26 protein-coding genes are annotated in these 22,214 nt (G+C 62.7%); 10 read left to right on the forward strand and 16 right to left on the reverse strand.

The window, feature by feature from the left end; genetic code table 11:
- Positions 1-4: 4 nt before the first annotated feature.
- Complete coding sequence (locus tag C1M53_RS06650) at positions 5-1,195, reverse strand: amino acid ABC transporter substrate-binding protein (protein ID WP_129411519.1); 1,191 nt, start codon at positions 1,193-1,195, stop codon at positions 5-7.
- Between the two features lie 686 nt (positions 1,196-1,881).
- Positions 1,882-2,475 (reverse strand): TetR/AcrR family transcriptional regulator, encoded by a 594-nt coding sequence (locus tag C1M53_RS06655; RefSeq protein WP_165358069.1) that lies wholly within the window; start codon positions 2,473-2,475, stop codon positions 1,882-1,884.
- 356 nt (positions 2,476-2,831) lie between these two features.
- Between C1M53_RS06655 and C1M53_RS06660 the strand changes: the two genes are divergently transcribed.
- Entirely contained in the window at positions 2,832-3,617 is a 786-nt protein-coding gene (locus C1M53_RS06660) for an alpha/beta hydrolase (protein WP_129411521.1), read from the forward strand.
- A gap of 26 nt (positions 3,618-3,643) precedes the next feature.
- On the opposite strand, the gene C1M53_RS06665 is transcribed toward C1M53_RS06660, so the two are convergent.
- Both C1M53_RS06665 and C1M53_RS06670 read right to left on the reverse strand, forming a co-directional pair.
- Positions 3,644-3,838 carry a transcriptional regulator gene (locus C1M53_RS06665; RefSeq protein ID WP_129411522.1) on the reverse strand — a complete coding sequence of 65 codons (195 nt, stop codon included), beginning with the start codon at positions 3,836-3,838 and terminating at the stop codon, positions 3,644-3,646.
- A gap of 4 nt (positions 3,839-3,842) precedes the next feature.
- Positions 3,843-4,244 (reverse strand): type II toxin-antitoxin system HicB family antitoxin, encoded by a 402-nt coding sequence (locus C1M53_RS06670; RefSeq protein WP_129411523.1) that lies wholly within the window; start codon positions 4,242-4,244, stop codon positions 3,843-3,845.
- 98 nt (positions 4,245-4,342) lie between these two features.
- Here C1M53_RS06670 and C1M53_RS06675 point away from each other — a divergent pair, with 98 nt between their 5' ends.
- Positions 4,343-5,212, forward strand: a complete 870-nt coding sequence (locus tag C1M53_RS06675; RefSeq protein ID WP_129411524.1) for a DUF3800 domain-containing protein — start codon at positions 4,343-4,345, stop codon at positions 5,210-5,212.
- 265 nt (positions 5,213-5,477) lie between these two features.
- Here the strand turns inward: C1M53_RS06675 and pta are convergent, their stop codons facing one another.
- The 8 genes from pta to tauA all read right to left on the reverse strand — a co-directional run bounded on the left by pta (position 5,478) and on the right by tauA (position 14,754).
- Positions 5,478-6,476, reverse strand: a complete 999-nt coding sequence (pta, locus tag C1M53_RS06680) for a phosphate acetyltransferase (RefSeq protein ID WP_129411525.1) — start codon at positions 6,474-6,476, stop codon at positions 5,478-5,480.
- On the reverse strand, positions 6,476-7,501 hold the full coding sequence (locus C1M53_RS06685) for a YeiH family protein (protein WP_129411526.1): 1,026 nt from the start codon (positions 7,499-7,501) through the stop codon (positions 6,476-6,478). The genes pta and C1M53_RS06685 overlap by 1 nt, the downstream gene beginning before the upstream one ends.
- A gap of 630 nt (positions 7,502-8,131) precedes the next feature.
- On the reverse strand, positions 8,132-9,907 hold the full coding sequence (xsc, locus tag C1M53_RS06690; protein WP_129411527.1) for a sulfoacetaldehyde acetyltransferase: 1,776 nt from the start codon (positions 9,905-9,907) through the stop codon (positions 8,132-8,134).
- A gap of 73 nt (positions 9,908-9,980) precedes the next feature.
- The gene (locus C1M53_RS06695; protein WP_129411528.1) at positions 9,981-11,381 is read right to left on the reverse strand and encodes an FAD-binding oxidoreductase; all 1,401 of its coding nucleotides are present in this window, start codon (positions 11,379-11,381) and stop codon (positions 9,981-9,983) included.
- Positions 11,382-11,415: 34 nt separating this feature from the next.
- Positions 11,416-11,796 (reverse strand): nuclear transport factor 2 family protein, encoded by a 381-nt coding sequence (locus C1M53_RS06700; RefSeq protein WP_129416054.1) that lies wholly within the window; start codon positions 11,794-11,796, stop codon positions 11,416-11,418.
- 200 nt (positions 11,797-11,996) lie between these two features.
- Complete coding sequence (locus C1M53_RS06705; RefSeq protein WP_129411529.1) at positions 11,997-12,824, reverse strand: ABC transporter permease subunit; 828 nt, start codon at positions 12,822-12,824, stop codon at positions 11,997-11,999.
- A complete protein-coding gene (locus tag C1M53_RS06710) occupies positions 12,817-13,656 on the reverse strand; it encodes a taurine ABC transporter ATP-binding protein (protein ID WP_129411530.1) in 840 nt (279 codons plus the stop codon). Before C1M53_RS06710 ends, C1M53_RS06705 begins: the two co-directional genes overlap by 8 nt.
- A gap of 81 nt (positions 13,657-13,737) precedes the next feature.
- The gene (gene tauA / locus C1M53_RS06715) at positions 13,738-14,754 is read right to left on the reverse strand and encodes a taurine ABC transporter substrate-binding protein (protein WP_129411531.1); all 1,017 of its coding nucleotides are present in this window, start codon (positions 14,752-14,754) and stop codon (positions 13,738-13,740) included.
- A gap of 540 nt (positions 14,755-15,294) precedes the next feature.
- Here tauA and C1M53_RS06720 point away from each other — a divergent pair.
- The 4 genes from C1M53_RS06720 (at position 15,295) to C1M53_RS06735 (ending at position 18,674) form a co-directional block, all read left to right on the forward strand.
- Positions 15,295-16,776, forward strand: a complete 1,482-nt coding sequence (locus C1M53_RS06720; protein WP_129411532.1) for a PLP-dependent aminotransferase family protein — start codon at positions 15,295-15,297, stop codon at positions 16,774-16,776.
- A gap of 300 nt (positions 16,777-17,076) precedes the next feature.
- On the forward strand, positions 17,077-17,352 hold the full coding sequence (locus tag C1M53_RS06725) for a DUF1488 domain-containing protein (RefSeq protein ID WP_121449845.1): 276 nt from the start codon (positions 17,077-17,079) through the stop codon (positions 17,350-17,352).
- A 173-nt stretch (positions 17,353-17,525) separates the two neighbouring features.
- A complete protein-coding gene (locus C1M53_RS06730) occupies positions 17,526-17,891 on the forward strand; it encodes a hypothetical protein (RefSeq protein WP_129411533.1) in 366 nt (121 codons plus the stop codon).
- A gap of 318 nt (positions 17,892-18,209) precedes the next feature.
- Positions 18,210-18,674 carry a hypothetical protein gene (locus C1M53_RS06735; protein WP_129411534.1) on the forward strand — a complete coding sequence of 155 codons (465 nt, stop codon included), beginning with the start codon at positions 18,210-18,212 and terminating at the stop codon, positions 18,672-18,674.
- Between the two features lie 123 nt (positions 18,675-18,797).
- On the opposite strand, the gene C1M53_RS06740 is transcribed toward C1M53_RS06735, so the two are convergent.
- Positions 18,798-19,019 carry a hypothetical protein gene (locus tag C1M53_RS06740; RefSeq protein ID WP_129411535.1) on the reverse strand — a complete coding sequence of 74 codons (222 nt, stop codon included), beginning with the start codon at positions 19,017-19,019 and terminating at the stop codon, positions 18,798-18,800.
- 249 nt (positions 19,020-19,268) lie between these two features.
- On the opposite strand from C1M53_RS06740, the gene C1M53_RS06745 reads away from it, so the two are divergent.
- Positions 19,269-19,514, forward strand: coding sequence for a hypothetical protein (locus C1M53_RS06745; RefSeq protein WP_129411536.1), 246 nt, complete (start codon positions 19,269-19,271; stop codon positions 19,512-19,514).
- A gap of 53 nt (positions 19,515-19,567) precedes the next feature.
- Here the strand turns inward: C1M53_RS06745 and C1M53_RS06750 are convergent, their stop codons facing one another.
- Entirely contained in the window at positions 19,568-19,816 is a 249-nt protein-coding gene (locus tag C1M53_RS06750) for a DUF982 domain-containing protein (protein ID WP_129411537.1), read from the reverse strand.
- 53 nt (positions 19,817-19,869) lie between these two features.
- Between C1M53_RS06750 and C1M53_RS06755 the strand changes: the two genes are divergently transcribed.
- Positions 19,870-20,196, forward strand: a complete 327-nt coding sequence (locus C1M53_RS06755) for a DUF982 domain-containing protein (protein ID WP_245488469.1) — start codon at positions 19,870-19,872, stop codon at positions 20,194-20,196.
- Positions 20,197-20,505: 309 nt separating this feature from the next.
- Complete coding sequence (locus C1M53_RS06760) at positions 20,506-20,835, forward strand: hypothetical protein (RefSeq protein WP_129411538.1); 330 nt, start codon at positions 20,506-20,508, stop codon at positions 20,833-20,835.
- Positions 20,836-20,856: 21 nt separating this feature from the next.
- Here C1M53_RS06760 and C1M53_RS06765 read toward each other — a convergent pair whose 3' ends face one another.
- Positions 20,857-21,198 (reverse strand): hypothetical protein, encoded by a 342-nt coding sequence (locus C1M53_RS06765; RefSeq protein ID WP_129411539.1) that lies wholly within the window; start codon positions 21,196-21,198, stop codon positions 20,857-20,859.
- A gap of 172 nt (positions 21,199-21,370) precedes the next feature.
- On the opposite strand from C1M53_RS06765, the gene C1M53_RS06770 reads away from it, so the two are divergent.
- Positions 21,371-21,565, forward strand: coding sequence for a hypothetical protein (locus C1M53_RS06770; RefSeq protein WP_129411540.1), 195 nt, complete (start codon positions 21,371-21,373; stop codon positions 21,563-21,565).
- Between the two features lie 99 nt (positions 21,566-21,664).
- Here the strand turns inward: C1M53_RS06770 and C1M53_RS06775 are convergent, their stop codons facing one another.
- On the reverse strand, positions 21,665-22,159 hold the full coding sequence (locus C1M53_RS06775) for a GNAT family N-acetyltransferase (RefSeq protein WP_129411541.1): 495 nt from the start codon (positions 22,157-22,159) through the stop codon (positions 21,665-21,667).
- Positions 22,160-22,214 lie beyond the last annotated feature (55 nt).

Raw genomic sequence — 22,214 nt, forward strand, 5'->3', positions numbered from 1 at the left:
GACCTTACCAGCCCGTCTTCGGCCTGAAGTCCTTGGTCTTGATCTGCTCGGGCCAGACCAGTTCGAGGCTGCCGTCCTGGATCTGCAGGAAGGAGGTCGGCGTCATGGAGTTCTGGACGCCGTCGAACTTGACCGGCCCATTGATGGTGTCGAAGGTCGCCGATGCGATCGTCTCGCGCAGCTTCTCCCTGTCGAGGCCGGCCGTCGCCACCGCCTGCTCAAGGATCTCCATCGACATGAAGGACAAAACACTGTCCAGCGCGTCGGGCGCTTCCTTGTACCTGGCGAGATAGGCGTCATAGAACGGTTTGGCCTTCGGCCATTTGCTCTGGTTCGGCGACCAGTGGCCGACCGTCACGATGTTGTTGGCGCCGGTGCCGAAGGCCTGCTGATAGGCCTGGATCGTCGGACCGATCAGCGACAGCACGAACGGCGCCTTCACATTGAGCTGCCTGGCCTGGGTGGCGAACAGGAAGGTGTCCGACGGGTAGCTCAGCACGATGAAGGCGTCGGGACTGGACTGGTTGGCGCCGCTGATCAGCGTCGTCATGTCCTTGATATCCGGCGGGAAGTCCTCGTTGGCGACCAGCTTGATGCCGTGCTTCTCAAGCGCCGGCAAAAGATAGGTCTTGATCTCCTGCGCCAGCGGCAGGACGTTGGCGAAGACCGCCGCTGTCTTGACGTTCTCCTTGGCCATGAAGGCGGCGAGCTCCTCGCCGACCTTGTCGGGGATGACGGCGGTGGGGAACCAGATGTAGCCGGGCTTCACTTCGCGCAGCTTCACGGAAGCCGCGGTGTTGCCGACCATCGGGAACTTGTGCCGGGCCAGCACCGGCGCGAGCGCCAGGTGGATCGGCGTGCTCCAGGGCGCAGCCAGCAGGTCGACCTTGTCCTGCGTGATCAGCTTCTCGTAGATGCGCACGGCATTGGCCGGGTTAGACTGGTCGTCATAGCTGACGAACTCGACCTGCCGACGCTGGCCGCCGCCGATGTCGAGGCCGCCGGTGGCGTTGACCTGGTCCTTCCAGAGTTCATAGGCATTGACCTGCGAAGGCGCGGCCTGCGCGAACAGCCCGGTCAGGCACATCGAATAACCGATGCGCAGCGGGGCATCCGCAGCCATCGCCAGGCGCGTCGTCACCGGCGCCAGCGCGGCAGCGGCCAGGAACGTCCTGCGGCTTATCGTGAAAGTCATATGTCCTCCTCCGGCGCGTCTTGCTGCGCTGCCTTCCCATGCCCTCGACGGGGCTGTTCCCACATCATTGCCTGGTGCGTGTTCGCACTCTTGAACGAATGACGTTCTTTTATGAAGGATGATATGCCGGCGAGTGTCAATAGCGAATTACGTTCTTTTATGGAGAGGTGTTTCGTGACCTTGAGGTGGCCGGATGGGCGTGCTGGCGCGAGGCGATGAAGCGGACGCGGACGCACAAGCCGGCGGTGGGAATCAGCGCTGCCATATGCTTGCCCGGTTGCTCTGCACCGCTGCGCCTTCGTCAGCGTTCCGGCATGGATCCCCGACACTCTCCAGTCGCTTCGCTCCCTGCGAGGTCGAGGATGACGGAGTTCCCCGTTCGCCTCCGCCAATCACCAGCGTATGAGCCAACGCTGGCGATTTGCGTCGGCCGCCCATGCGGCCGTCATCCTCGGCCTCGAAGCGGCCATAGGCCGCGGAGAGTGTCGGGGATCCATGCCGGAACGTCGACGCAGGCACAGCGGAACATCCCGACTCCAAATGCTGGAGTTGCAGAGGCACGCATTGAACCCCGTCATCCTCGGCCTCGAAAGGAGCGAAGCGACTGGCGAGTGTCGAGGATCCATTCCGGAACGCCGACGATAGGCACAGCGGTGCAGAACAGCCCGGCTCCGACAGTCCGAAATCTAGCGGGAGCCGCCGATCAGCATCCCCACCAGCGCGTCCTCGACATCGGCCGTGTTGGCGGTGCTTTCATTGGCGGCGCGCTGCGATTTCACGCGCATGGCGACGCCGTCGAAGGTCAGCATCAGCAGATGGGCGAAGGCGCGCAGGCGCGGGTCCTGCGGGGTGTAACCGTCGAGCGCATCGCAGACGATCTGCACGATCTTGTTCTCGGCCCAGTGCAGCAGGTCGGGCTTGTACTTGTCCTTGGGCATGACGATGGCCAGGCCCTCCATCAGGGCGGAGGTGTAGCCGGTCTTGTCGTCGGCGATGTCGTTCAGCAGGCCACCGACGAGGCGCTGGATCTTGCGCTCCGGCGTCTTCAGCCGCGCCACCGCGCGCTCCAGCGCCAGCACCTGCGCTTCGAACCAGGGCGTGTAGATGGTGAAATAGATCTGCAGCTTGGATTCGAAATAGACATAGACGTTGGACGGTGCGATGCCGGCGCCCTTGGCGATCTTGGCGATCGTGGTGTCCATGTAGCTGGTCATGGCGATCTGCGACGCTGCCGATGTCAGGATCGCCTGCCGAACCGATTCATTCTTGACGCGGGCCAAGGGCATCCCTCTCGCACGAATTCCAGACACTAGAGCGTTTCCGTTTTTCACGGAGACGCGGAAACGCTCCAGCTCTTTGTTTTACGCAATTCCGGGCGGAAAACCGTTACACACTTTTCCTGGAATTGCTCTCTACGCTTAAGCGCGGAATCTGCGGGGGTCAAACGGCCAGCCGACAAATCAGCATGCCAGGGCAAGGCGACGGATCTCAGCCCCAAAAAAGAATGCCATTCTCTATTGACATGAACGGACTTCGGCTCTTTTCATAAAAGAACGTCATTCGTTATAAAACAAGAAACGCGAATGGCCGGAAACCCGGCGTGCAGGACGCACGGGCCGCAAACGGGAGATGCCTGATGCCGACCTTGCAGATCAACGACCATCCGATCGCCTATCTGGAATTCGGTGACCCGCAGGCCGACACCATCATCCTCCTGTCGGGCTGGGCGCAGGACAACCGCCTGTTCAAGAACCTCTCGCCCCTGCTTGCCGAGCACTTCCACGTGCTGGTGCCCGACTATCGCGGCCATGACGCCAACGAGACCGTGCATGGCGACTTCGGCACCGAGGAGCTGATCGATGACATCGCCGCCTTCATCGCAATCAAGGCGCCGAAGAACCCGATGCTGGTTTCGACCTCGCATGGCTGCTGGGTCAATATCGGCCTGTGCGAAAGGCTTGGCCTCAAGCGTACCATCCTGATCGACTGGCTGATGCAGCCGCATCCGGGCTTCATCCAGCAGCTCGAGGACGGACAGGACCCTGAGCGCTACAGGCAAGGCCGCGACAGCTTCTTCAACGAATGGGAGGCGACGACCGACAATGTCGACGTCATCAACCACATGAAGAAGGAGATGGCTTGGTTCTCCGGCCCGATGTGGATGCGCGCCTGCCGCGAAATCCTCAGGGCCTACACCAAATACGGCTCACCGCTGCAGCGCATGGAAAGGCTGAGACAGCAGCCCGAACTCATCCACATCTACTCGCAGCCGCTGTCAGCCGAGTACCGCAAGTTCCAGGAAGACTATTCCGCCGACCATCCCTGGTTCCGCCCCGTCCACATCCCCGGCCAGACGCATTTCCCGACGCTGGAGAACCCGGCAGCGGTGGCGAAGGCGATCGTGGCGTTCGGGCGGGGGTAGAGCGGTTGAGGATCAGCTGGAGGACGCTAGCGCATTGCGGCGGAATCTGAAGCCGCAATTGGATAGCGCGTGTCTTCATAGGCTTTAATAAGAGCAGCAAGGACATCAAAGCGACCGCCCTCAGAAGAGCCGGCTTCCGGCTCATTCTCAAAATATCTGGTAATCTCGGCAATGGCCCAATCGTAGTCTGCCTCGGTCTTAAGGGGGCGGATGCTTTCCATCAGCCTATGCCGCCTCCGCCTCTATTATCTTTTTTGCCGCTCTCGCGATGAAGCCTGACCGGCTGTAGCCATGGGCCGCCGCAAAAGCGTCGATTTGAGCCAGAATGTCTTCCGGAAGGGTGACATTTACACGGACTGCCCTGGCAGTCGCTGTTTTCGCGGCCACCAGAATTGCGACGCCGTCACGGTTGGCGGCGTCTGCCATCACGTCTTCGAGGCTGGAAGGGTCAGGTATGACCTCGCCATCCTCGACCAGGCCTTCGATGTGGAAGGCCAATGCTTCCTCCGCCATGGCACGAGCGTCGTCCAAGTCCTTACCAGCCGTCACAACGCCCGGAAAATCAGGAAACGAAACACCGAAGTCGCTTTCGGCATCCTTGTGGATCAGACCGATATACTGCTTCATTTCGGCACTTTAGTTCCACTGTATCGCGACGGCGCCTGAACGCGTCCGCATCCACTATCGATTGACTCAGCCAGGCTCGCAATTCAACATCGTCGCGAATGGGTGATGGGCAAGAATATACACCGGAGCCTGCTTTTGTTGCATTTTTCGATGAGGCGGGCGATCCGGGCACACGAGCAGTATTCCCAATAGACCCCAACGGTGCCAGCGAATGGTTTACTGTTGGATGTGTTGTCGTTCGCGCCAGCAAAGAGAACTCGCTTGTCGAGTTGGTTCGCGACATCAAGAAATCTATTTACTCGCAGCAGAGCCCGGATCTTCATTTCAGAAATCTAGTCGAACATAAAAAGCGCCCGGTTTGTGATGCGCTCGCAAGCGCAGACATGCGTTTTTTCGTTGTCGCATCCAACAAAAAGAAGATGAGGTTGTACCGGAACCCGCAAGCGGAGGCTGTTTCACTTCACAAGCACAATTGGTTCTACAACTATTGTATTCGCATAGTGCTTGAGCGGATCAGCCAATGGTGTGCTGAACGATCGATTTCAGAAGGGGGAGAACCTCGGCACGTTAAACTCGTTTTTTCCCGCCGCGGTGGCCACTCCTATAGGCATGTTCGGACCTATACCCAATTACTGAATATCCAGGCGGCACAGGGAAACATCTATCAAACAGCTCGTGTCCCAGATTTTCGGGTGTTGGATCATCGTTTGATAGAAGTTATCGACCACAACAAGAGTGCTGGATGCCAAATAGCAGACGTCGTCGCAAGCGCATTCTTTCAAGCGGCCAATGCTGGGCAGAAACGTTGGAACACCGAATACGCTGAAGCACTAGCCCCTAGGATTGCACGGGGTCGCAACCGGCGTTGCGCAAACTACGGAGTAACTTTGCTACCGTGGCGCAACTGGACTCTCAATCTGACGGACGCCCAAAAGCAGATATTTCGATTCTATGACTACGAGATTTAAGTGGCGGGTCCTGGCCTCGTTACCATTGCCGGCGTCTAGGCTACCATCCAATGGGCAACCGTCCGAACAACTGCGCCATCTACGATGGCACCCGAGGGGAATCCAGCGTTCCCCGCCATTCATACGATGCGCGCATTCGACAAAAAAGTCAAATGAATCATTGCGTTAGCAACAGAACCCGCAAGTGGTTGAAATAGATTCGTTTTTTTGCGACGACACCAGGCTCTTAAGACAAATCGCGATCTAAATACCTTGCTATCTTCCGCTAGCTCACACCCGCCTGCACCGTCGTCACCGCGATCATCGAGAACACGTCCTCGGCGCTGCAGCCGCGCGACAGATCGTTAGCCGGCTTTGCCAAGCCCTGCAGGATGGGGCCGATGGCGGTGGCGCCGCCGATGCGCTGGGCGATCTTGTAGCCGATGTTGGCGGCGTCGAGATTGGGGAAGACGAAGACATTGGCTTCGCCATGCAGCGCGGAATGAGGCGCCTTGGCGGCGCTCACCGCCTCGACGAAGGCGGTGTCGAACTGCAGTTCGCCGTCGATGACGAGGTCGGGGGCGGCGGCATGGGCCAGGCGGGTGGCTTCGACCACCTTCGAGACGCGCTCATGCGCTGCGCTGCCATTGGTCGAGAAGGACAGCATCGCCACCTTGGGGGCGGCGCCGGCCAGCGCCTGGTAGGAACGCGCCGACATGCGGGCGATGTCGGCCAGGCCGGCGGCATCGGGATCGACCACCAGGCCGCAATCGGCGAAGACGAAGGCGCCTTTCTTCACGTGATGAGGCTGGCACAGCATCATCAGGAAGAAGGACGACACCAGCCCGACGCCGGGCGCGCGGCCGATGCATTGCAGTGCCGCCCGCACCGTGTCGGCCGTGGTGGCGACGGCACCGCCGACCGTGCCATCGGCCTCGCCTTCACGCACCATCATGGCGGCAAAGATGAGCGGCGCGCGCACGGCGGCATTGGCCTGTGCGCCGTCGACGCCCTTGTCCCTGCGCAGCGCGTGATAGGCGGCGGCCAGGCGCGCGGTCAGCGCCGAAGTCTCCGGGTCCTCGATGCGGATGGCTTCGCCCGAGATGCCGGCCTCGGCAAGCCTCTGCTCGACGATGCTGCTGCGGCCGACCAGCGTGATCTGCGCGATGCCCTCGCGCACCGAACGTAGGGCCGCCTCGACGATGCGCGGATCCTCGCCCTCCGGCAGAACGATGCGGCGCGGCGAGGCCTTGGCGGCGGCGAGGATGCGTTCCAGCGGCTTCATCAGGCGTGCCCCAGATAATAGATGCCGGCGAGGATGAAGAGGCCGATGAAGATGGTCTCGGCGACGATCAGCGCCACGGCGTCGCCGCCGACGTCGAGCACGCGGCGCAGCGAGGTCTTCATGCCGACGGCGACGATGCCGGCCAGCAGCGCCCAGCGCGACACCTCCATGCCGGCCTTCGAGACCGCTTCCGGCACGAAGCCGAGCGAATTGGCGGCGGCGAGGATCAGGAAGGCGATGACGAAGCCGGGCAGCAGCGGCGGCCGCTTGCCGGCGTCGCCGACCGGGCCGGCGCCACGCGTGGCGAGCGAGAACACCAGCACGACCGGCGCCAGCATGGTGACGCGGATGAGCTTGACCAGCGTGGCGGTCTCACCGGCCTCCGGTGAGACAGAGAAGCCGGCGCCGACCACCTGGGCGACATCGTGGATGGTGCCGCCGAAGAAGATGCCGGTGGCACGCGCATCGAGGCCGATGCCTTCGGCGATCATCGGATAGAAGATCATGGCCAGCGTCGACAGCACCGTCACCGACAGCACGGTGAAGATCAGGTTGCGCTCGGAGAACTCGTTGCGCGGCAGCACGGCGGCGATCGCCATGGCGGCCGATGCGCCGCAGATGGCGACCGAACCGCTGGTGATCAGCGCCAGCCGCCAGCCGCGGCCGAGCAGCTTGGCGGCGGCAAGGCCGAACAGGATGGTGGCGGCGATGGCGCAGACCAGCAACAGGATGGTGCCGGCGCCGAGCCCGACCAGCAGGTCGACGCTGATGCGCATGCCGAGCAGAGCGACGCCGATGCGCAGCACCTTCCTGGCGCTGAGATCGATGCCGGCGACGCAGCGCCCCTCCTCCGACAGGAAGTTGAAGGCGATGCCGAGCAGCAGCGCCATCAGCATGGCCGGCGCACCGTAATGGTCCGACAGGAACTGCGCCGCGATGGCGACGGCTCCGGTCACGGCAAGGCCCGGCCACCAGGCCTGCGCCAGCGAAGGCAGGTCGTTGAGGCGTGCGGCGGCGGTGTTCATTTCGTCATTCCCTTATCGAGAGTGGGTATGGCGCGGACGGCGCCCTCGCCGCCTTGCCCTGTCCAGGGCGGGCAATCGCGTGTGCTGGTGCGACTTGAAACCAGCTCCGGATCGCCGCGCCTTCGTCTGCGTTCCGGAATGGATCCCCGACACTCTCCACTCCCTTCGGTCGTTCCGAGGTCGAGGATGACGGGCTTCATGTGCCGCCGGCTCCGATTGTCACCGTTGCGCTCACGCCTGTGATTGCCGCAGGCGAAAAGGGAACTCCGTCATCCTCGACCTCGCAGGGAGCAAAGCGACCGCAGAGTGTCGGGGATCCATTCCGGAACGAAGAGGGAGGTCCCTTTTGGCCTGCACCAATCGCAAGCGCAGATCTGACGGTGACAACTGGCGGCGACAGCACATGAAGCCCGTCATCCTCGACCTCGCAGGGAGCGAAGCGACCGCAGAGTGTCGGGGATCCATTCCGGAACGTGGAAAAGGATGGCTGCGGCCCGGCAACATGCAGTTGCTCCGATCTTACGGGCAGGAGGTGGCGACGCGACGCTGAGACGGAGAGGACAGTCATAGCCAATTGCCCAGGATCGAGAGGGAGGCCCTGCCCGGCGAACCGGGCAGGACCCGGCGACATCAGGCGCGCTGCTGCGGGCGCATGTCGGCGCCGTCGATGCCGGCCACCGGCACCGGCTTCTTCATGGCGTCGCGACGGAAGGGCTCGCCGAGCTCCTGGTTGAGGATGACCTCGATGAAGGTGGTGACGCCCTTGGCCTGATCGTCGATCGCCTTGCCCAGCGCTTCGGTGAGGCCGGCCGTGGTGTCGACAGTCACGCCCTTCAAGCCGCAGCCGTCTGCCACCCTGGCGTAGCTGAGGTTGGGGTTGAGCTCGGTGCCGACGAAATTGTTGGCGTACCACAGCGTGGTGTTGCGCTTCTCCGCGCCCCACTGGTAGTTGCGGAAGATCACCATGGTGATCGCCGGCCAGCCGTCGCGGCCGATCGAGCCCATCTCGTTCATCGAGATGCCGAAGGCGCCGTCGCCGGCAAAGCCGACCACCGGAACGTCGGGGCAGCCGATCTTGGCGCCGACGATCGCCGGGAAGCCGTAGCCGCAGGGGCCGAACATGCCGGGCGCCAGATATTTGCGGCCCTGCTCGAAGCTCGGATAGGCATTGCCGATGGCGCAGTTGTTGCCGATGTCGCTGGAGATGATCGCTTCCTTGGGCAGGGCGGCCTGGATCGCCCGCCAGGCCTGGCGCGGCGACATGCGGTCGGCCTCGCGCCTGCGCGCCGAAGCGTTCCATTCGGTGCCCGGATCGTCGTCCTCGTGGTCCATTGACGACAGCTGCTGCAGCCAGGCCGAACGGGTCTGGTGGATCGCCGCCTTGCGCGCCTCGCGGCCCTCATTGCCGGCCGCCGGCGTCAGCTTTTCGAGGATCTGGCGCGCCACCTGCCTGGCGTCGCCGCAGATGCCGACCGAGACCTTCTTGGTCAGGCCGATGCGATCGGCATTGATGTCGACCTGGATGACGGCGGCGTTCTTCGGCCAGTAGTCGATGCCGTAGCCCGGCAGCGTCGAGAACGGGTTGAGGCGCGTGCCCAGCGCCAGCACCACATCGGCTTTGGCGATCAGCTCCATCGCCGCCTTCGAGCCGTTGTAGCCGAGCGGACCGACGGCAAGGCGATGGCTGCCGGGGAAGGCATCGTTGTGCTGGTAGCCGCAGCAGACCGGCGCGTCGAGCTTCTCGGCCAGTGCCATGGATTCGGCAATGGCGTTGCCGATGACGACGCCGGCGCCGTTGAGGATGACCGGGAACTTCGCTTCCGAAAGCAGCTTCGCTGCCTCGGCGATGGCCTGCGGGCCGCCGGCCGGCCGCTCGAAGCGCACGATCGCCGGCAGGTCGACATCGATGACCTGGGTCCAGAAATCGCGCGGGATATTGATCTGCGCCGGGGCGCAGCCGCGCCAGGCCTTCTCGATGACGCGGTTCAGCACCTCGGGAATGCGCGAGGGGTCACGCACCTCTTCCTGGTAGCAGACCATCTCCTCGAACATCGCCATCTGGTCGACTTCCTGGAAACCGCCCTGGCCGATGGTCTTGTTGGCCGCCTGCGGCGTGACCATCAGCAGCGGCGTGTGGTTCCAGTAGGCGGTCTTCATGGCGGTGATGAAGCCGGTGACGCCGGGGCCGTTCTGGCCGATGGCCATCGACATGGTGCCGGTGGCACGGCTGAAGCCGTCGGCCATCATGCCGGCATTGGTTTCATGGGCGCAGTCCCAGAATTTGATGCCGGCCCTGGGGAACAGGTCGGACACCGGCATCATGGCCGAGCCGATGATGCCGAAGGCATGCTCGATGCCATGCATCTGCAGGACTTTGACGAAGGCTTCTTCGGTGGTCATCTTCATGTCTTGGTTTCCTTTCGATGGGGTCGGACCGGCGTTGCCGGCGGATTTCTGTTGGAGCGTGATCGGCTTCCGCTCAGAGGATTTCGTCCTTGAGGTAATACCAGCGGTACATGCCGGCCTGGCCGAGACGCCGGAACGGCGTCAAAAGGCCATGGCTGGGCAGCGGCGAGGTGAAGATCGGCAGGTCGAGCCCGGCGCCCTTGCCAGCCACCATCTCAGCCATGCGGCGACCGGCCTGGGCCGAATACATGACGCCGTTGCCGCCATAGCCCATGGCGTAGAACAGGCGCTGGCCGGGGTCGGGCTGGAAGATGCGCGGCATCATGTCGTGGCTGACATCGACCCAGCCCCACCAGGAGTAATCGATCTCGATGCCGCGCAGGATCGGGAACTTGCGCGAGAGCCCTTCCAGCAGCAGCGCCAGATGTTTCGGGTTGACCGCATCGCGGCCGGTGATGGCGCTGCGGCTGCCGATCTGCACGCGCCCGTCCGGCAGCATGCGGTAGTAGTGACGCAGCGTGCGCGTGTCGGTGAGCGGTATCCGCGCCTTGAAATTGAGCGCAGCCTGTTCATCTCCGGTCAGCGGCCGGGTGACCACCGAATTGGACAGGATCGGCATCAGCCGGTGCCGGGTCAGCGCATGCAGGCCGGGCGAGGTGTAGCCGGCGGTGGCTATGCAGACGGCGCGCGCCCGCACCGTGCCGCCCGGGGTGCTCAGGTGATGGACGCCGCCCTTCAGCTCGCTGGCCAGCACCGGGCTTGCCGTGTGTACCTTCGCTCCCAGCCTGCGGGCGAGCTTGAGATAACCAAAAGCCAGCTTGGCGGCATGGATGCCGATGCCGTCGGGCTCGTACATCGCGCCCCTGGCCTCGGCGTCGCGCACGAAATCGCCATGCACCTCGTCGCGGCCGACCATGCGGGCCTTGTAGCCGAACACCTCGTTGAGCAGGCGGGTCTCCTTTTCCAGCGCCGGCAGCATCTTGTCGCGGTGGGCGATGTAGAGGTGGCCGCCATCCTGCGGGTCGCAGTCGATCCCGGGCTCGCGGATCAGGGCACGGAACAGGTCGAAACCCTCGGCGATCTCGGCATGCAGCTTGCGGGCGACATCGACGCCCCAGCGCTCGATCCATTGCGAGCGCTTGAGCCGGCCGGCCGAGATCTGCGCCTGGCCGCCATTGCGGGTCGAGCAGCCCCAGGCGACGCCATTGGCTTCGAGCACGGTGGCCTTGATGCCGTGTTCGCGGGCGAGATGGATGGCACAGGACAACCCGGTATAGCCGGAGCCGACGATGGCGACGTCGACATCGATGTCCTGCGTGACCGGGCCATCGTCTTCCGGCTCGGCACCGGCGGTGGCGATCCAGTAGGTGGGGGCATAGTCCTTGCCGTCGCCGGGGTTCGGCGCATGCACCGGATCATAGGCGGGATCGAACGGCTTGCGCCGCGCCGCCGGCCTGACGAGCTGTTGTTCCATGGTTCGGTCCTCCCCGCTCATGCGATAAAGGCTGTCAGGCATCCGCCGCGAGCAGCGGCCGGTTCTTGCGGAAGGCCTGCTTGCGCACGATCCTGTCGCCGTTGAGCGTGAACAGGTCGCAGCCCTCGGCCTCGATGCGGCTGCCGTCGGCATTGGTGCCGGTGAAGGTCCATTCCGAGACGGCGCGGTCGCCGTGGACGAAGTGACCGTGATGCGCCCAGTGCGCGTCGGGCATCGTCTTCCAGACACCGCTGAAGGCACTGGCGATGGCATCGGGGCCTTCGAAGCGGGTGCCGCAGGCTTCCGCCCCGCCGACCGCGTTGAACACGCAATCGTCGGAGAAGAAGCGCATCACGCCGTCGATGTCGTGCCGGTTGAAGGCATCGAACAGTTGGCCAAGGTGGTCGGCGGTCAGCGCCATGGTGTGGTCCTCGTCTCTTGTCACGGTGGTCTTCGAAGCCCCGCCGGACACGCCGTGGCCGGTGGATTTTGGTCAGAGGCGCGCCGGGCATGGCTCCGCCGTGGCCGGAAGCACCGGCCGATCGAGTTGTCGTCTGTGCGGCTGGGAGTCGCCCTAGAAGGGCGGCGCGGTAGCGGGGTGGCCGAGCATCTCCATCAGATCTTGCCCTTCCAGGGGATCAGGATCTTCTCGAGATGGCGCAGCAGCAGATCGAAGGCGAAGGCGAAGATGCCGATCACGATGATGCCCATGATGACGGTGTCGCTGGCCAGATATTCGGCCGCGTTCAGCACCATGAAGCCAAGGCCGCGATGCGCCGCCACCATCTCGGCGGCCACCAGCGTGGTCCAGCCGACACCGATGCCGATGCGCATGCCGGTGAAGATCTCCGGCAGCGCCGCCTTGAGGATGACCTGGCTGATGACCTGGGCGCGGGTGGCGCCCATCGCATAGGCGGCATGGATCTGCTCGGTGGAGACCGAGCGCACGCCGGCACGCGCCGCGATCGCCATCGGCGCGAAGATCGCCAGGTAGATCAGGAACACCTTCGGGAACTCGCCGATGCCCAGCCAGATGATGATCAGCGGCAGATAGGCCAGCGGCGGCAGCGGGCGGTAGAACTCGATGATCGGATCGAACAGGCCGCGAATGGTGCGGTTGACGCCCATCAGGATGCCGATGGGCACGGCGGTGACGAGCGCCAGCACGAAGGCGCCGAGCACCCGGCCAAGGCTTGCCAGCGTGTGCTGGGCCAGCGTCGAATTGGACACGCCCTCGGTCATGGCCAGCACGAACTTGTCCCACACCGCCAGCGGCGACGGCAGGAACAGCGGCTTGACCCAGCCCATCTCGGTGACGAGCAGCCACAGGCCGAACAGCACCAGCGCGGTGATGAGGCTGATATGGCCGCTGGCGCCGTCGCCGGGCGCGCCGTAGATCTTTCCGGGCGTGACCGGCCGGGCTCGTGAGACGCGCTCAAGCATGGAGGTGTTCCGGGCTGCCGGCCTGGCGCTCGGCGCCATGGATGCCGGATTGGCGCTCGTCGCCGTAGATGATTGAGAGGATCTGTTCGCGCATGTCGATGAAATCGCGGCTGGACTTGATTGCACGGGCGTTGCCCTCCTCGAGGAAGCGTCGATTGAAGTCGAGCTCGTAGGTGTGGGTGATGCGGCCGGGCCGCGGCGACATGACGATCAGCCGGGAGCCGAGGAACAGCGCCTCCTCGACGCTGTGGGTGATGAAGAAGAACATCTTGTTGGTGAGCTGCCAGACCTCGAGCAGCAGCTCCTGGATGGTCTCGCGGGTCAGCGCGTCGAGCGCCGCCATCGGCTCGTCCATCAACAGCATGGCGGGATCGCAGGTCAGCGCCCGGGCGATGCCGACACGCTGCTGCATGCCGCCCGACAGGTGGTAGATCATGTGTTTGTGGAAATCCTGCAGGCCGACCAGCGCCAAGTTCTTCGTGGCGATCTCGCGCCGCGTCTGCCGGTCGACGCCGCGCAGCTTGAGGCCGAATTCGGTGTTGTCGATGACGTTGAGCCAGGGCAGCAGCGCGTGCTTCTGGAAGACGACGCCACGTTCGGCGCCGGGGCCGGTGACCTGGTGGCCGCCCAGCGTGATGTCGCCGCCGCTCGGGGCCATGAAGCCGGCCATGAGATTGAGCAGCGTGGTCTTGCCGCAGCCGGACGCGCCGAGCGCGACGACGAAATCGCCGCTCTTGATCTCGAGGCTGACGCCCTTGAGGGCGATCACGGCCTGGTCCGAATAGAGGCCTGGGTAGGTCAGGCTGACATTGCTGACGTTGAGGGTTTCCATCGCGCCGATGCCTTTCGCGGTTTGAGAGAAGGCGACCGCCGGCGAATACCGGCGGTGCCCCGGTCAGGGTCGTTCAGGAACCTACTTGGCAGCCTCCCTGGCGTAGCTGGCGTTGACGAAAGGCGTGTAGTCGTCGAGCGCCTTGTCGATCTGCTTCTGGGCGACGAGGAACCTGGCGCTTTCGCTGAGCGCCTTCAGCGCGCCGCCACCGAGCCAGGTTGCGGAGGCCTGTTCGGCGGCATCGGGGAAGGACAGCAGATTCAGCGCCTCGACCGTGCCGGCACCGTCGCCGCCGATCATCTTGACAATGCCCTTGACCTGCTCGGAGTCGGCCGTCCAGCTCGCCTTGTTCTTGTTGTAGTCGGCATAAGCCTCGGCCAGCACCTTGGTGAAGGCAGCCATGAATTTCGGATTGGCGGCGGCCCATTTCCGGTCGGCGACGAGGCCATCGAACGTCGGCACCGAGGCCGCGCCGATGGTTTCGGAATCGGCGATGGTCTTGCCGGTCTTGAGCAGTTCGGTCAGCGCCGGCGGCCAGACATAGGCGGCGTCGATGTCGCCGCGCTGCCAGGCGGCGATGATCTGCGGCGGCTTCATGTTGAGGATGTTGACCTCGCGCGGATCGACCTTCCAGACCTGCTGGAGGCCGACCAGAAGATGGAAATGCGAGGTCGACACGAACGGTACGCCGACATTCTTGCCCTTGAGGTCCTCAGGCTTCTCGATGCCGGAGCCGTTGCGCACGGCGAGCGCCTCCGACTTGCCGATGTTGTCGAGTATCCAGAACAGCTCGAGGTCGACGCCGCGCGTCGCGGCAGCTGCCGTACCGGTCGAGCCGATGACGCCGATCGGCACATTGCCGGAGGCCAGCGCGGTCGAGATGTCGCCGCCCGACGAGAACTGGCGCCAGTCTATGCTGTAGCCTGCCTCCTTCGCCGCCTTGTCGAAACGGCCGTCGGCGATGGCCGTGACGAACGGCCCGACGATCTGCTGGTAGCCGACGACGACGGTCTCCTCGGCGCGGGCGAGACCCGCCTGGAAAAGGCCGACCGCCAGCGAGGCGACGGCGGCCAACTGCTTGAAATGCACAAATCCCATTATCGTTACCCTCTTTGTTTTGGTGGTTGCCGGTTGGTCCGGGAACGCGCCGGCTTGTGTGCCGGTCTTGGTTCTGGCTGACAGGGTTAAAGGAGGGCCCCGGATTGCCTTATATCCAGTTTGGAAGTTGAATGATTCCAGTTTAACTCTCGATGGACATGTCAGGCTGAAACGGACAGAGCTCACCATCCTGCTTGCAGGGCATCCGCCGGCTCCATTTCCTCCTGCGTTCCGGAATGGATCCCCGACACTCTACGGTCGCTTCGCTCCCTGCGAGGTCGAGGATGACGGAGGTCATGAGTGTCTCGGCTAATCTCCAACGTTGGTGATGACGCCAGCGTTGTTCGGAGCGTTGCCGGCAGCGCCTGCGTTCGCGATTTTGGCGCAGCTATGAAAATTCGTCATCCTCGACCGCGAAGCGACCGCAAGGAGCGGAGCGTGTCGGGGATCCATGCCGGAACGCTGAAGAAAATGCTGCGCCCAGGACGCGGCTTCACCGATACCCTCCGCGAGTTTTCGATATCAGGCTGAAGGCTCCCCATGGCGCATCCGACGGTTTCCGAAACGGTGTTCTTTCTCGATCGCGCCAGCCGCGTCGGCCTGCAGGCGCAGATCCGCGAGACCGTGGTGTCGGCGGTTCTCGCCGGCCGCATCCAGCCCGGCGCGCAGCTGCCCTCGACACGCAAGCTGTCCGACTATCTCAACATCTCGCGCATCACGGTGACGCTGGCCTATCAGGAACTGGCCTCGCAGGGTTATGTCGAGGCGGCGAGCCGCAGCGCCTACCGCATCTCGGACAACCCGCCGCTCAGGCTGCTGGCCACGGAGACGCCGCAGGCGGCGGGCGAGGTGGTGGACTGGTCGGCGAAGCTGCGCTCCAGCTTCATCGTCGCCAAGCAGATGCGCAAGCCGCTGGACTGGCGCCGCTTCCCCTACCCGTTCCTGTACGGCCAGATGGACCCTTCGCTGTTCGACCTCAACGCCTGGCGCGACTGTGCGCGGCGCGCGCTGTCACGCGAGGATTTCGAGCTGATGGCCGGCGACTTCGCCGCCGCCGACGACGTGCAGCTGGTGAACTACATCTGCTCGCGCACCTTGCCCAGCCGGGGTATCCGAGCGCATCCCGACGAGATCCTGGTGACGGTGGGCGCGCAGAACGCGCTGTGGATCGTCACGCAGCTGCTGCTCGCCCGCGGCGCGCATGCCGTCTGTGAGAACCCCTGCCATCCCGACATGAGCGCGTCGCTGAAACTGAGCGGGGCACAGGTGACGGCGATCGACGTCGATGGCCAGGGCCTGCCACCGGAGGCGATCCCGGCCGGCGTCGACGCAGTGTTCGTGACGCCGAGCCACCATTCCCCGACCGGCGCGACGATGCCGATCGAGCGCCGGCAGCACCTGCTGGAAGCGGCGGCCGAGCAGGATTTCGTCATCATCGAGGACGATTACGAGTTCGAGATGAGTTTCCTGGCGCCGCCGTCGCCGGCACTGAAGGCCTTCGACCGGGCCGGCCGGGTGTTCTACATCGGCTCGTTTTCCAAGTCGCTGTTTCCGGGGCTGAGGCTGGGCTATCTGGTGGCGCCGGCGCCGGTGATCCGCGAGGCCCGCGCGCTGCGGGCGCTGATGCTGCGCCATCCGCCCGGCCATGTGCAGCGCACCGCCGCCTATTTCCTGGCGCTCGGCCACGATGACGCGGTGCTGCATCGCATGCGCAGCGAATATCACAAGCGCCACATCGTCATGGCCGAAGCGCTGAAACGGCAGGGCTTCACGATTGCCGGCTCCTCGGCCTTCGGCGGCACCTCGTTCTGGGTGGAAGGCCCGCAGGGTCTCGACGCCGACCTTTTGATGGCGGAGCTCAGGCAGGACGGGGTGCTGATCGAATCCGGCTCGCCCTTCTTCCCCGATGCGGACGGCCCGTGCCGCTTCTTCCGCATGGGCTATTCCTCCATCGACAAAGACCGGATCGTTGAAGGCGTGGCGCGCACGCGCGCCAGGATCGACGCGCTGTCGGGCGCGTGACGTTTCGCACCGAGGCCGAAGCGACGATTAATCACCCGCGTCGGTCAAGGGTGTGCTAGCGTGACCCACTCAGGCGCAATCATGCGCATCCGTCTGACAAAGATCGGACATCTACTGGCTCCATCCAGCATCAGCAGGGGCGGCGGAACGAAGCGGACCGCACATCGACGATCTACCCCATCCCGGCCGCCGGGGGCGCTACCGAGATGACGACACTTCTCGACGCTGCGACGAGAGACGTGCCGAAAGGCCGGGCCTGACCGACGAAATCCGCCCCTCCACGACCGAAGGACTTCCACAATGGCGCTCGACTTTCCAAACCAAAGCCGCAGCTTCGATGAAGCGCGTTTTGCGGTACGATTTTCCGGCTATGACGGCATGCAGCAGGTGCGGTTTCTGATAGAGGCCGAAGCTCTGGCCAAAACGAACGGCGCGGCCAACGCAACAACAGACTCAGAAGCGGGTTGCCTCGCAGCATTCGATGCGGCACGCACTTCGATTCAGGATGTCGCGCGCTTTGTATATTCTCGTAGCCGCCAGCCCATCTATGTTCTTACGGATAAAGATTTTTCCTGAAACGAAATTTCACAAAATATATAAATTTATACTCCCAAATCCTTCAGGGTAAATGTCTTCCGCCTGAACAAAAAATATCCCTTTCAACTCGGGAGTCTGAAAATCTACAAAAATAAAATCACGATCAGAAAATAAATATTTTTATTACATGGACTCATTTCTTGAACGGGCGCATGATCCATTTTCTCGCGACGGGAAGGCCGCGAGGCGCGTCTGGTCTTCCCGTGAAGGGAAGAACACCGATGTTTTTCACCTACCTGACCAGGAACAGCGCGGCTTTCCAGTTGCGTGCACTGGTGTGGACTTCACCGTCCGGCCCGAAGACTGCAAGTCCAGCCACCGCTGACAAGGCAAAGGCCATGATCGACCTTGATGACAACGAGATTGGTGTTCTGTGCCCTGACTGTGTCCACGAAACAAAGAAGAGAATTGGCTGGGTGAAAACGCACACCCAGATGGAATGCAGGAACTGCGGCAATATCGTCGATATCGAAAGCAGGAACTTTCGCGTTCCGCACGACACCCGAAACGATGACTGAGTGGCGGCAAGACCACATCGCACCCGGCATCCGTCCGATCTTCGAGACAGGCAGGCTTGCGAAGGCCTTACGATCCACCCGCCGCGACAATCTGCAATGCCCCATGCCAACAATCCGAAATGGATACGCCAGTGACGACAAAAACCGCACGAACAGGCGACCAGATACTCGCCGGCATCGCAGTGATCCTGGTGGCCGGCGTGGGTGGGTATCTGGGCTACATCTTCTTCGGCAGCATCACTTGGTAGGCTTGCATATCGCCGAACGCATGCAGCCGGATGCTGCGCGCAGGACGGCGACTGCCGGAAGCAGAATGCCATGAAGACGCAGCGCGCCAAACCAGCGCGGCTCCGCTTGAGCGGTTTGCCGGACCTGATCTCGAATTGCCAGAAACTGAAGGCCCCCAGTCCGGAGTTGGACCACGCGATCGAAAAGTATTTTTCCGACTGGGAAGAACTCTGGGCCAGCTATTCCAGGCACAGAAAAACCGGCGAGATCGTTCGCTCGCAATACCGTACCGCGCCAGCCTACACCGCCTCGCTCGACGCAGCCGTCGCACTGGCGGAACAGGTGCTGCCGGGATGGCATTGGGGCAATCACCCCTTCGCAGGCCGCCGGCGGGCTTATGTCGTCGAGGATAGCCCGCTTCGCCTTGTACCTGTCGTGGCGGACCATTCCTTCGCGGCGATTGCCCTGGTCCTGGCCACACTGCGGGCGCTCCAGATCGAAGAGGAGGGTATTCCAGCGCGCGGCCGAGCCGCGGTGTCCGGCCGCGTGCAGTAACACGGCACGTCGACCAGACAAGTAGAGCGTTTCCGTTTTTCACGGAAATGCGGAAACGCTCTAAGTTTTAGTTTTCATTGCATTTTTGTAACGTCAAGTGATTCCACCTGGCTACAAAATGCTCTAGTGCAGCGCCCTTTTTCGATCGAAATAGATGCGCATTGTTTCGCGCATGCCGGCGTCGTCCAGCACGCCTTGCGAAAACAGATACATCAAAGCTCTCGCCACCTCTGTCGATGCGTGGCTGCCTTCATAAATGCAGCGTTCGCGACAGATGTCCTCGTAGATATTCCTGAGAAGATCCAGATCTTCGGGGTAGGCAATCGCGGGAGTGTGCACAGGCATGGCTCCCTCCTTTCTGGGCGGAAGCATGACGAATGCTCACAGCCGACGCTGCCCTGGTCAGTGCCGCCAGTTGCGCACCATGCGCTCATGAAGACAGCTCGTCCGCATAATTCAGCCTGCCGGATGATCACTTATGAAGACGATCCGTGCCGAGGAAGTGACCTGTATTCAGCTCCGTCGGCAAACCACGCCTTGTGAGCGGACGCGATTGATGATCTGGTCGCTGCTTGTTTCACGCGGGAGTTGAACGTGAGCGTCGGGCCTCTGGACATGAACGAGCCTGCCGAACTTTCCTTCAGCGAGAAAAAGGGGAAGATCGTTCTCAGCCTCACGGACATGATCCGGTTCGAACACCTTTCGGCCGCGCTGATTTTCGCCGTCAGGACAATGCATGACAGCCATCGTCCCAACTGCATGATCACAACGCAGTCGGGAAGCATCTACCGCTGGAGCGATATCCCGGCCTTGTATGAAACGGCAAAGCTGGCTCGATAGCGCAATTGCAGAACCCGACGTCGCCAAAGGCGGCTATCCTCGGACCGGTCACGTCACTGGTTGATCAGGATCCCGGCCTCGCGCGCGGCCTGGACGAAAGCGCGCCGGGCGCTGTCGGCGGATTTCCTGCCAGAGCTCGCATCCGAACAGGCCTGGAGGGCTGCCCGATGCTTGTCGCCGCGCTTGCCAGGCCATTCTCGCAACAGGAAGCTGGTGCAGGCAGCAATATCGGCAAGGGTGATGCTGCCACCCGCAGGGTCAGTGCGGACGGTGATCACGTTGTCAAATCTCGGATTTTCCATCCCCGCTCTTATGATGTCGCAAGGAAAGTAGCGAGGATTATTTTCGAACCCCTGTGATCCTGAAAATAATTCCGATCCCGCCTTTTTGTTCTCAAGAGTGGGGCGTACAGTATTTTATGGAAAATCTCTCCTTTCAGACGCCGGTTGTCATTTATGCCGGGTTGCCTACGAAATTCCATCTCGTCTCGAATGTTTCGGACGCGTCGGATTTTCTTTTCGACAATTGGGCGGACAACGACAGCCTGCAATGGACAGACGCCATGAACCGATGCGCCTGGGCCAGCGTCGGCAAGGCAAGCGTAGAAGCCGCGCGCTCGGCCTTCCTGGTCGCCGTCAAGACGGCAGGCATCCGGATCGATCCCTCGATTTCGCTGTACTGAGCGCGAAAAACAAAAAAGCCGCTGGGGATATCTCCCAACGGCTCTGCTGTCTCTTTCGAGAACCCCTTCCACGATCAACTCGCCAGTACATCCGTGGTCGGACGAAGGCAGAAGGGAAAGCGCATCAACCTCTGACGGGGACGCACCATCGCTATATGGAGAGCGATTGCGGTTTATTCAAGGCCCAGTGGCGAGGCGACCTGCGCAAGCAGCGTACCCGGCCGGCAACACCCTGAACCGATGGATCGACCCGGCTTGATTTCCATGGCCGGGATGGCCGACAAACTGCAGGCAAGCAGAAAAAGCCAGATGGAAGCTTTCACGACATTCTTCTTCGCGGTCGGCGGTGCGCTGAACTTCGTCCGTTACGGCCTGTGGGTGCTGTTTCCGCTGGCAACGCTGGTGCTGCTGCTGGCAAGGTTCAGCAAGTCGCGGGTGGATTCCGGGCTTTTGCGCTTCGCCTGGTGGTCCAGCGTGGTGTTCCTGATCCTGGTCGGCGGTCTGCTCGTCAGCGGCCTGCTGGCGGCGAGCCAGGATCGCTATTTCTACTATCCGGTCTTTCAGCTGCTGTTCGTCGTTGGCCCGGCCCCGCTGGCCTGCCTGGTGTCGCTGTTCCTGCGCCCTGTCGCTTCACGGTGACGGTATGCGCGATCTAGGGGCCTAGCCGCCCGCCCGGTAGGCTATCGCCGTCGCCCGGGTTCCGGGCATGATACCGCAGCGGTCGAGCAGGCCGGTCTGCGCATATTTCACGTTGTAGATACCGGCCGCACCGATTGCCGCCGCTTCATTCTGCAGCGCCGCCAGCGCGTCGGCAGGAGCCGGCTGCGGGTCGATGAAGGCCTTGGCGCAGATGATGGCGGTGACGCGCTGCATGATGGTTCCATCGAGCGGCAGGTCCGGCGCGACGGTTATGCGCGAGGCGTTGCCGACCATGGCATGCCTGGGGGAAGCACAGCCCGCCAGAGCGGCGGCGATCACGGCAAAGGCGACAACGACACGCATGCGGGGCTCCCAGCGGCAACCCATTCAGCCGCAACGCCGGTCCGGAGTCAATTTTCCATGCAACCTGCAAGGGAAACGACGCGCGCGGAAGCCGAAGGCCATCAGCGTTCTGCACGGCTGGCAATGTGCGCTCTCGCTTGAGTTTTCCGGGGTGATATAGTCGATACGGCCTATGAAACTGCGCGGCGAGACCGACCCGGAAGACTGGCACCCGTCGACACTGATCGCGACGATGGCGGATCGTTCCTGCTGGCATGGCGGCGTCAGCTGGCGCAAATGGCGTTTGCACTATGCCTATGGCTGGTACGATGGCCCGGTGTGGCAGCTGCAGGTCGGACCGTTCCGGCTGTCGCTGAGCTGGTTCTAGGCGTTGCCCCTTTGCACGGCCAATCCCCCTCAATGGCCGCAAAGCCCGGCTAAACCAGTCGAGAACGAACTCATGGGATGATGGTGAGTGGCCTCGCCATCATTCCAGGTTCTTGAAATATCTGGAGATCGGCCACGGCGTGTATCGTGCAGCCTCGTAGGTCCGACGTGCGGCTTCATGACCCGCATCTCCGGTGGTTTCCAGCATCACCATTTTCATCCCAGCGTCTCTGATGAGACCTTCGGCGTGCGCCAGCAGCATCCTGCCGACGCCCTGCCGTTGCCGGTCGGGAGCTACAGCGATGATATGGATTTCACCCATACTGTCCTTCGGGTGGATTCTTATGCCGATAAAGCCCGCCAGCTTTCCATCCACAAGGGCCAAGCTGATGTTGTCCGGCTCGGTGGCAAGCAATTCGGCAACGTCCGACGTCTGCCTAGCCTGCCAGCCCTCGGGGTAAAAGGCGTCATACGCGAAGCGGGGAAGCTGATCCAAATTCGCACTCCCGAGCACCGAAGCCCATGCCACGATGGTGAGGGAAAGTACTTCATCCCTATAGCTGTCATCATAGGGGACAATATGGAGTTGGCTCATCTCAAATTGCTGTCAAATGCCTCGGGCAACCTCGAAACGGTAATGGATAACAAAA

This window comes from Mesorhizobium sp. Pch-S (genome assembly GCF_004136315.1).
In the GTDB taxonomy this organism is placed as follows: Bacteria; Pseudomonadota; Alphaproteobacteria; order Rhizobiales; family Rhizobiaceae; genus Mesorhizobium.

What these genes read in the sequence shown, in the direction of transcription:
- C1M53_RS06710 (WP_129411530.1), bottom strand. Translation starts at nt 13,656, where the DNA reads ATGGAAACCCTCAACGTCAGCAATGTCAGCCTGACCTACCCAGGCCTC.
- C1M53_RS06650 (WP_129411519.1), bottom strand. Translation starts at nt 1,195, where the DNA reads ATGACTTTCACGATAAGCCGCAGGACGTTCCTGGCCGCTGCCGCGCTG.
- C1M53_RS06740 (WP_129411535.1), bottom strand. Translation starts at nt 19,019, where the DNA reads ATGCCTGTGCACACTCCCGCGATTGCCTACCCCGAAGATCTGGATCTT.
- C1M53_RS06725 (WP_121449845.1), top strand. Translation starts at nt 17,077, where the DNA reads ATGGCGCTCGACTTTCCAAACCAAAGCCGCAGCTTCGATGAAGCGCGT.
- C1M53_RS06720 (WP_129411532.1), top strand. Translation starts at nt 15,295, where the DNA reads ATGGCGCATCCGACGGTTTCCGAAACGGTGTTCTTTCTCGATCGCGCC.
- C1M53_RS06685 (WP_129411526.1), bottom strand. Translation starts at nt 7,501, where the DNA reads ATGAACACCGCCGCCGCACGCCTCAACGACCTGCCTTCGCTGGCGCAG.
- C1M53_RS06695 (WP_129411528.1), bottom strand. Translation starts at nt 11,381, where the DNA reads ATGGAACAACAGCTCGTCAGGCCGGCGGCGCGGCGCAAGCCGTTCGAT.
- C1M53_RS06750 (WP_129411537.1), bottom strand. Translation starts at nt 19,816, where the DNA reads ATGGAAAATCCGAGATTTGACAACGTGATCACCGTCCGCACTGACCCT.
- C1M53_RS06770 (WP_129411540.1), top strand. Translation starts at nt 21,371, where the DNA reads ATGAAACTGCGCGGCGAGACCGACCCGGAAGACTGGCACCCGTCGACA.
- C1M53_RS06705 (WP_129411529.1), bottom strand. Translation starts at nt 12,824, where the DNA reads ATGCTTGAGCGCGTCTCACGAGCCCGGCCGGTCACGCCCGGAAAGATC.
- C1M53_RS06665 (WP_129411522.1), bottom strand. Translation starts at nt 3,838, where the DNA reads ATGGAAAGCATCCGCCCCCTTAAGACCGAGGCAGACTACGATTGGGCC.
- C1M53_RS06735 (WP_129411534.1), top strand. Translation starts at nt 18,210, where the DNA reads ATGAAGACGCAGCGCGCCAAACCAGCGCGGCTCCGCTTGAGCGGTTTG.
- C1M53_RS06760 (WP_129411538.1), top strand. Translation starts at nt 20,506, where the DNA reads ATGGAAGCTTTCACGACATTCTTCTTCGCGGTCGGCGGTGCGCTGAAC.
- C1M53_RS06775 (WP_129411541.1), bottom strand. Translation starts at nt 22,159, where the DNA reads ATGAGCCAACTCCATATTGTCCCCTATGATGACAGCTATAGGGATGAA.
- C1M53_RS06765 (WP_129411539.1), bottom strand. Translation starts at nt 21,198, where the DNA reads ATGCGTGTCGTTGTCGCCTTTGCCGTGATCGCCGCCGCTCTGGCGGGC.
- C1M53_RS06660 (WP_129411521.1), top strand. Translation starts at nt 2,832, where the DNA reads ATGCCGACCTTGCAGATCAACGACCATCCGATCGCCTATCTGGAATTC.
- tauA (WP_129411531.1), bottom strand. Translation starts at nt 14,754, where the DNA reads ATGGGATTTGTGCATTTCAAGCAGTTGGCCGCCGTCGCCTCGCTGGCG.
- C1M53_RS06730 (WP_129411533.1), top strand. Translation starts at nt 17,526, where the DNA reads ATGATCCATTTTCTCGCGACGGGAAGGCCGCGAGGCGCGTCTGGTCTT.
- C1M53_RS06670 (WP_129411523.1), bottom strand. Translation starts at nt 4,244, where the DNA reads ATGAAGCAGTATATCGGTCTGATCCACAAGGATGCCGAAAGCGACTTC.
- xsc (WP_129411527.1), bottom strand. Translation starts at nt 9,907, where the DNA reads ATGAAGATGACCACCGAAGAAGCCTTCGTCAAAGTCCTGCAGATGCAT.
- C1M53_RS06675 (WP_129411524.1), top strand. Translation starts at nt 4,343, where the DNA reads ATGGGTGATGGGCAAGAATATACACCGGAGCCTGCTTTTGTTGCATTT.
- pta (WP_129411525.1), bottom strand. Translation starts at nt 6,476, where the DNA reads ATGAAGCCGCTGGAACGCATCCTCGCCGCCGCCAAGGCCTCGCCGCGC.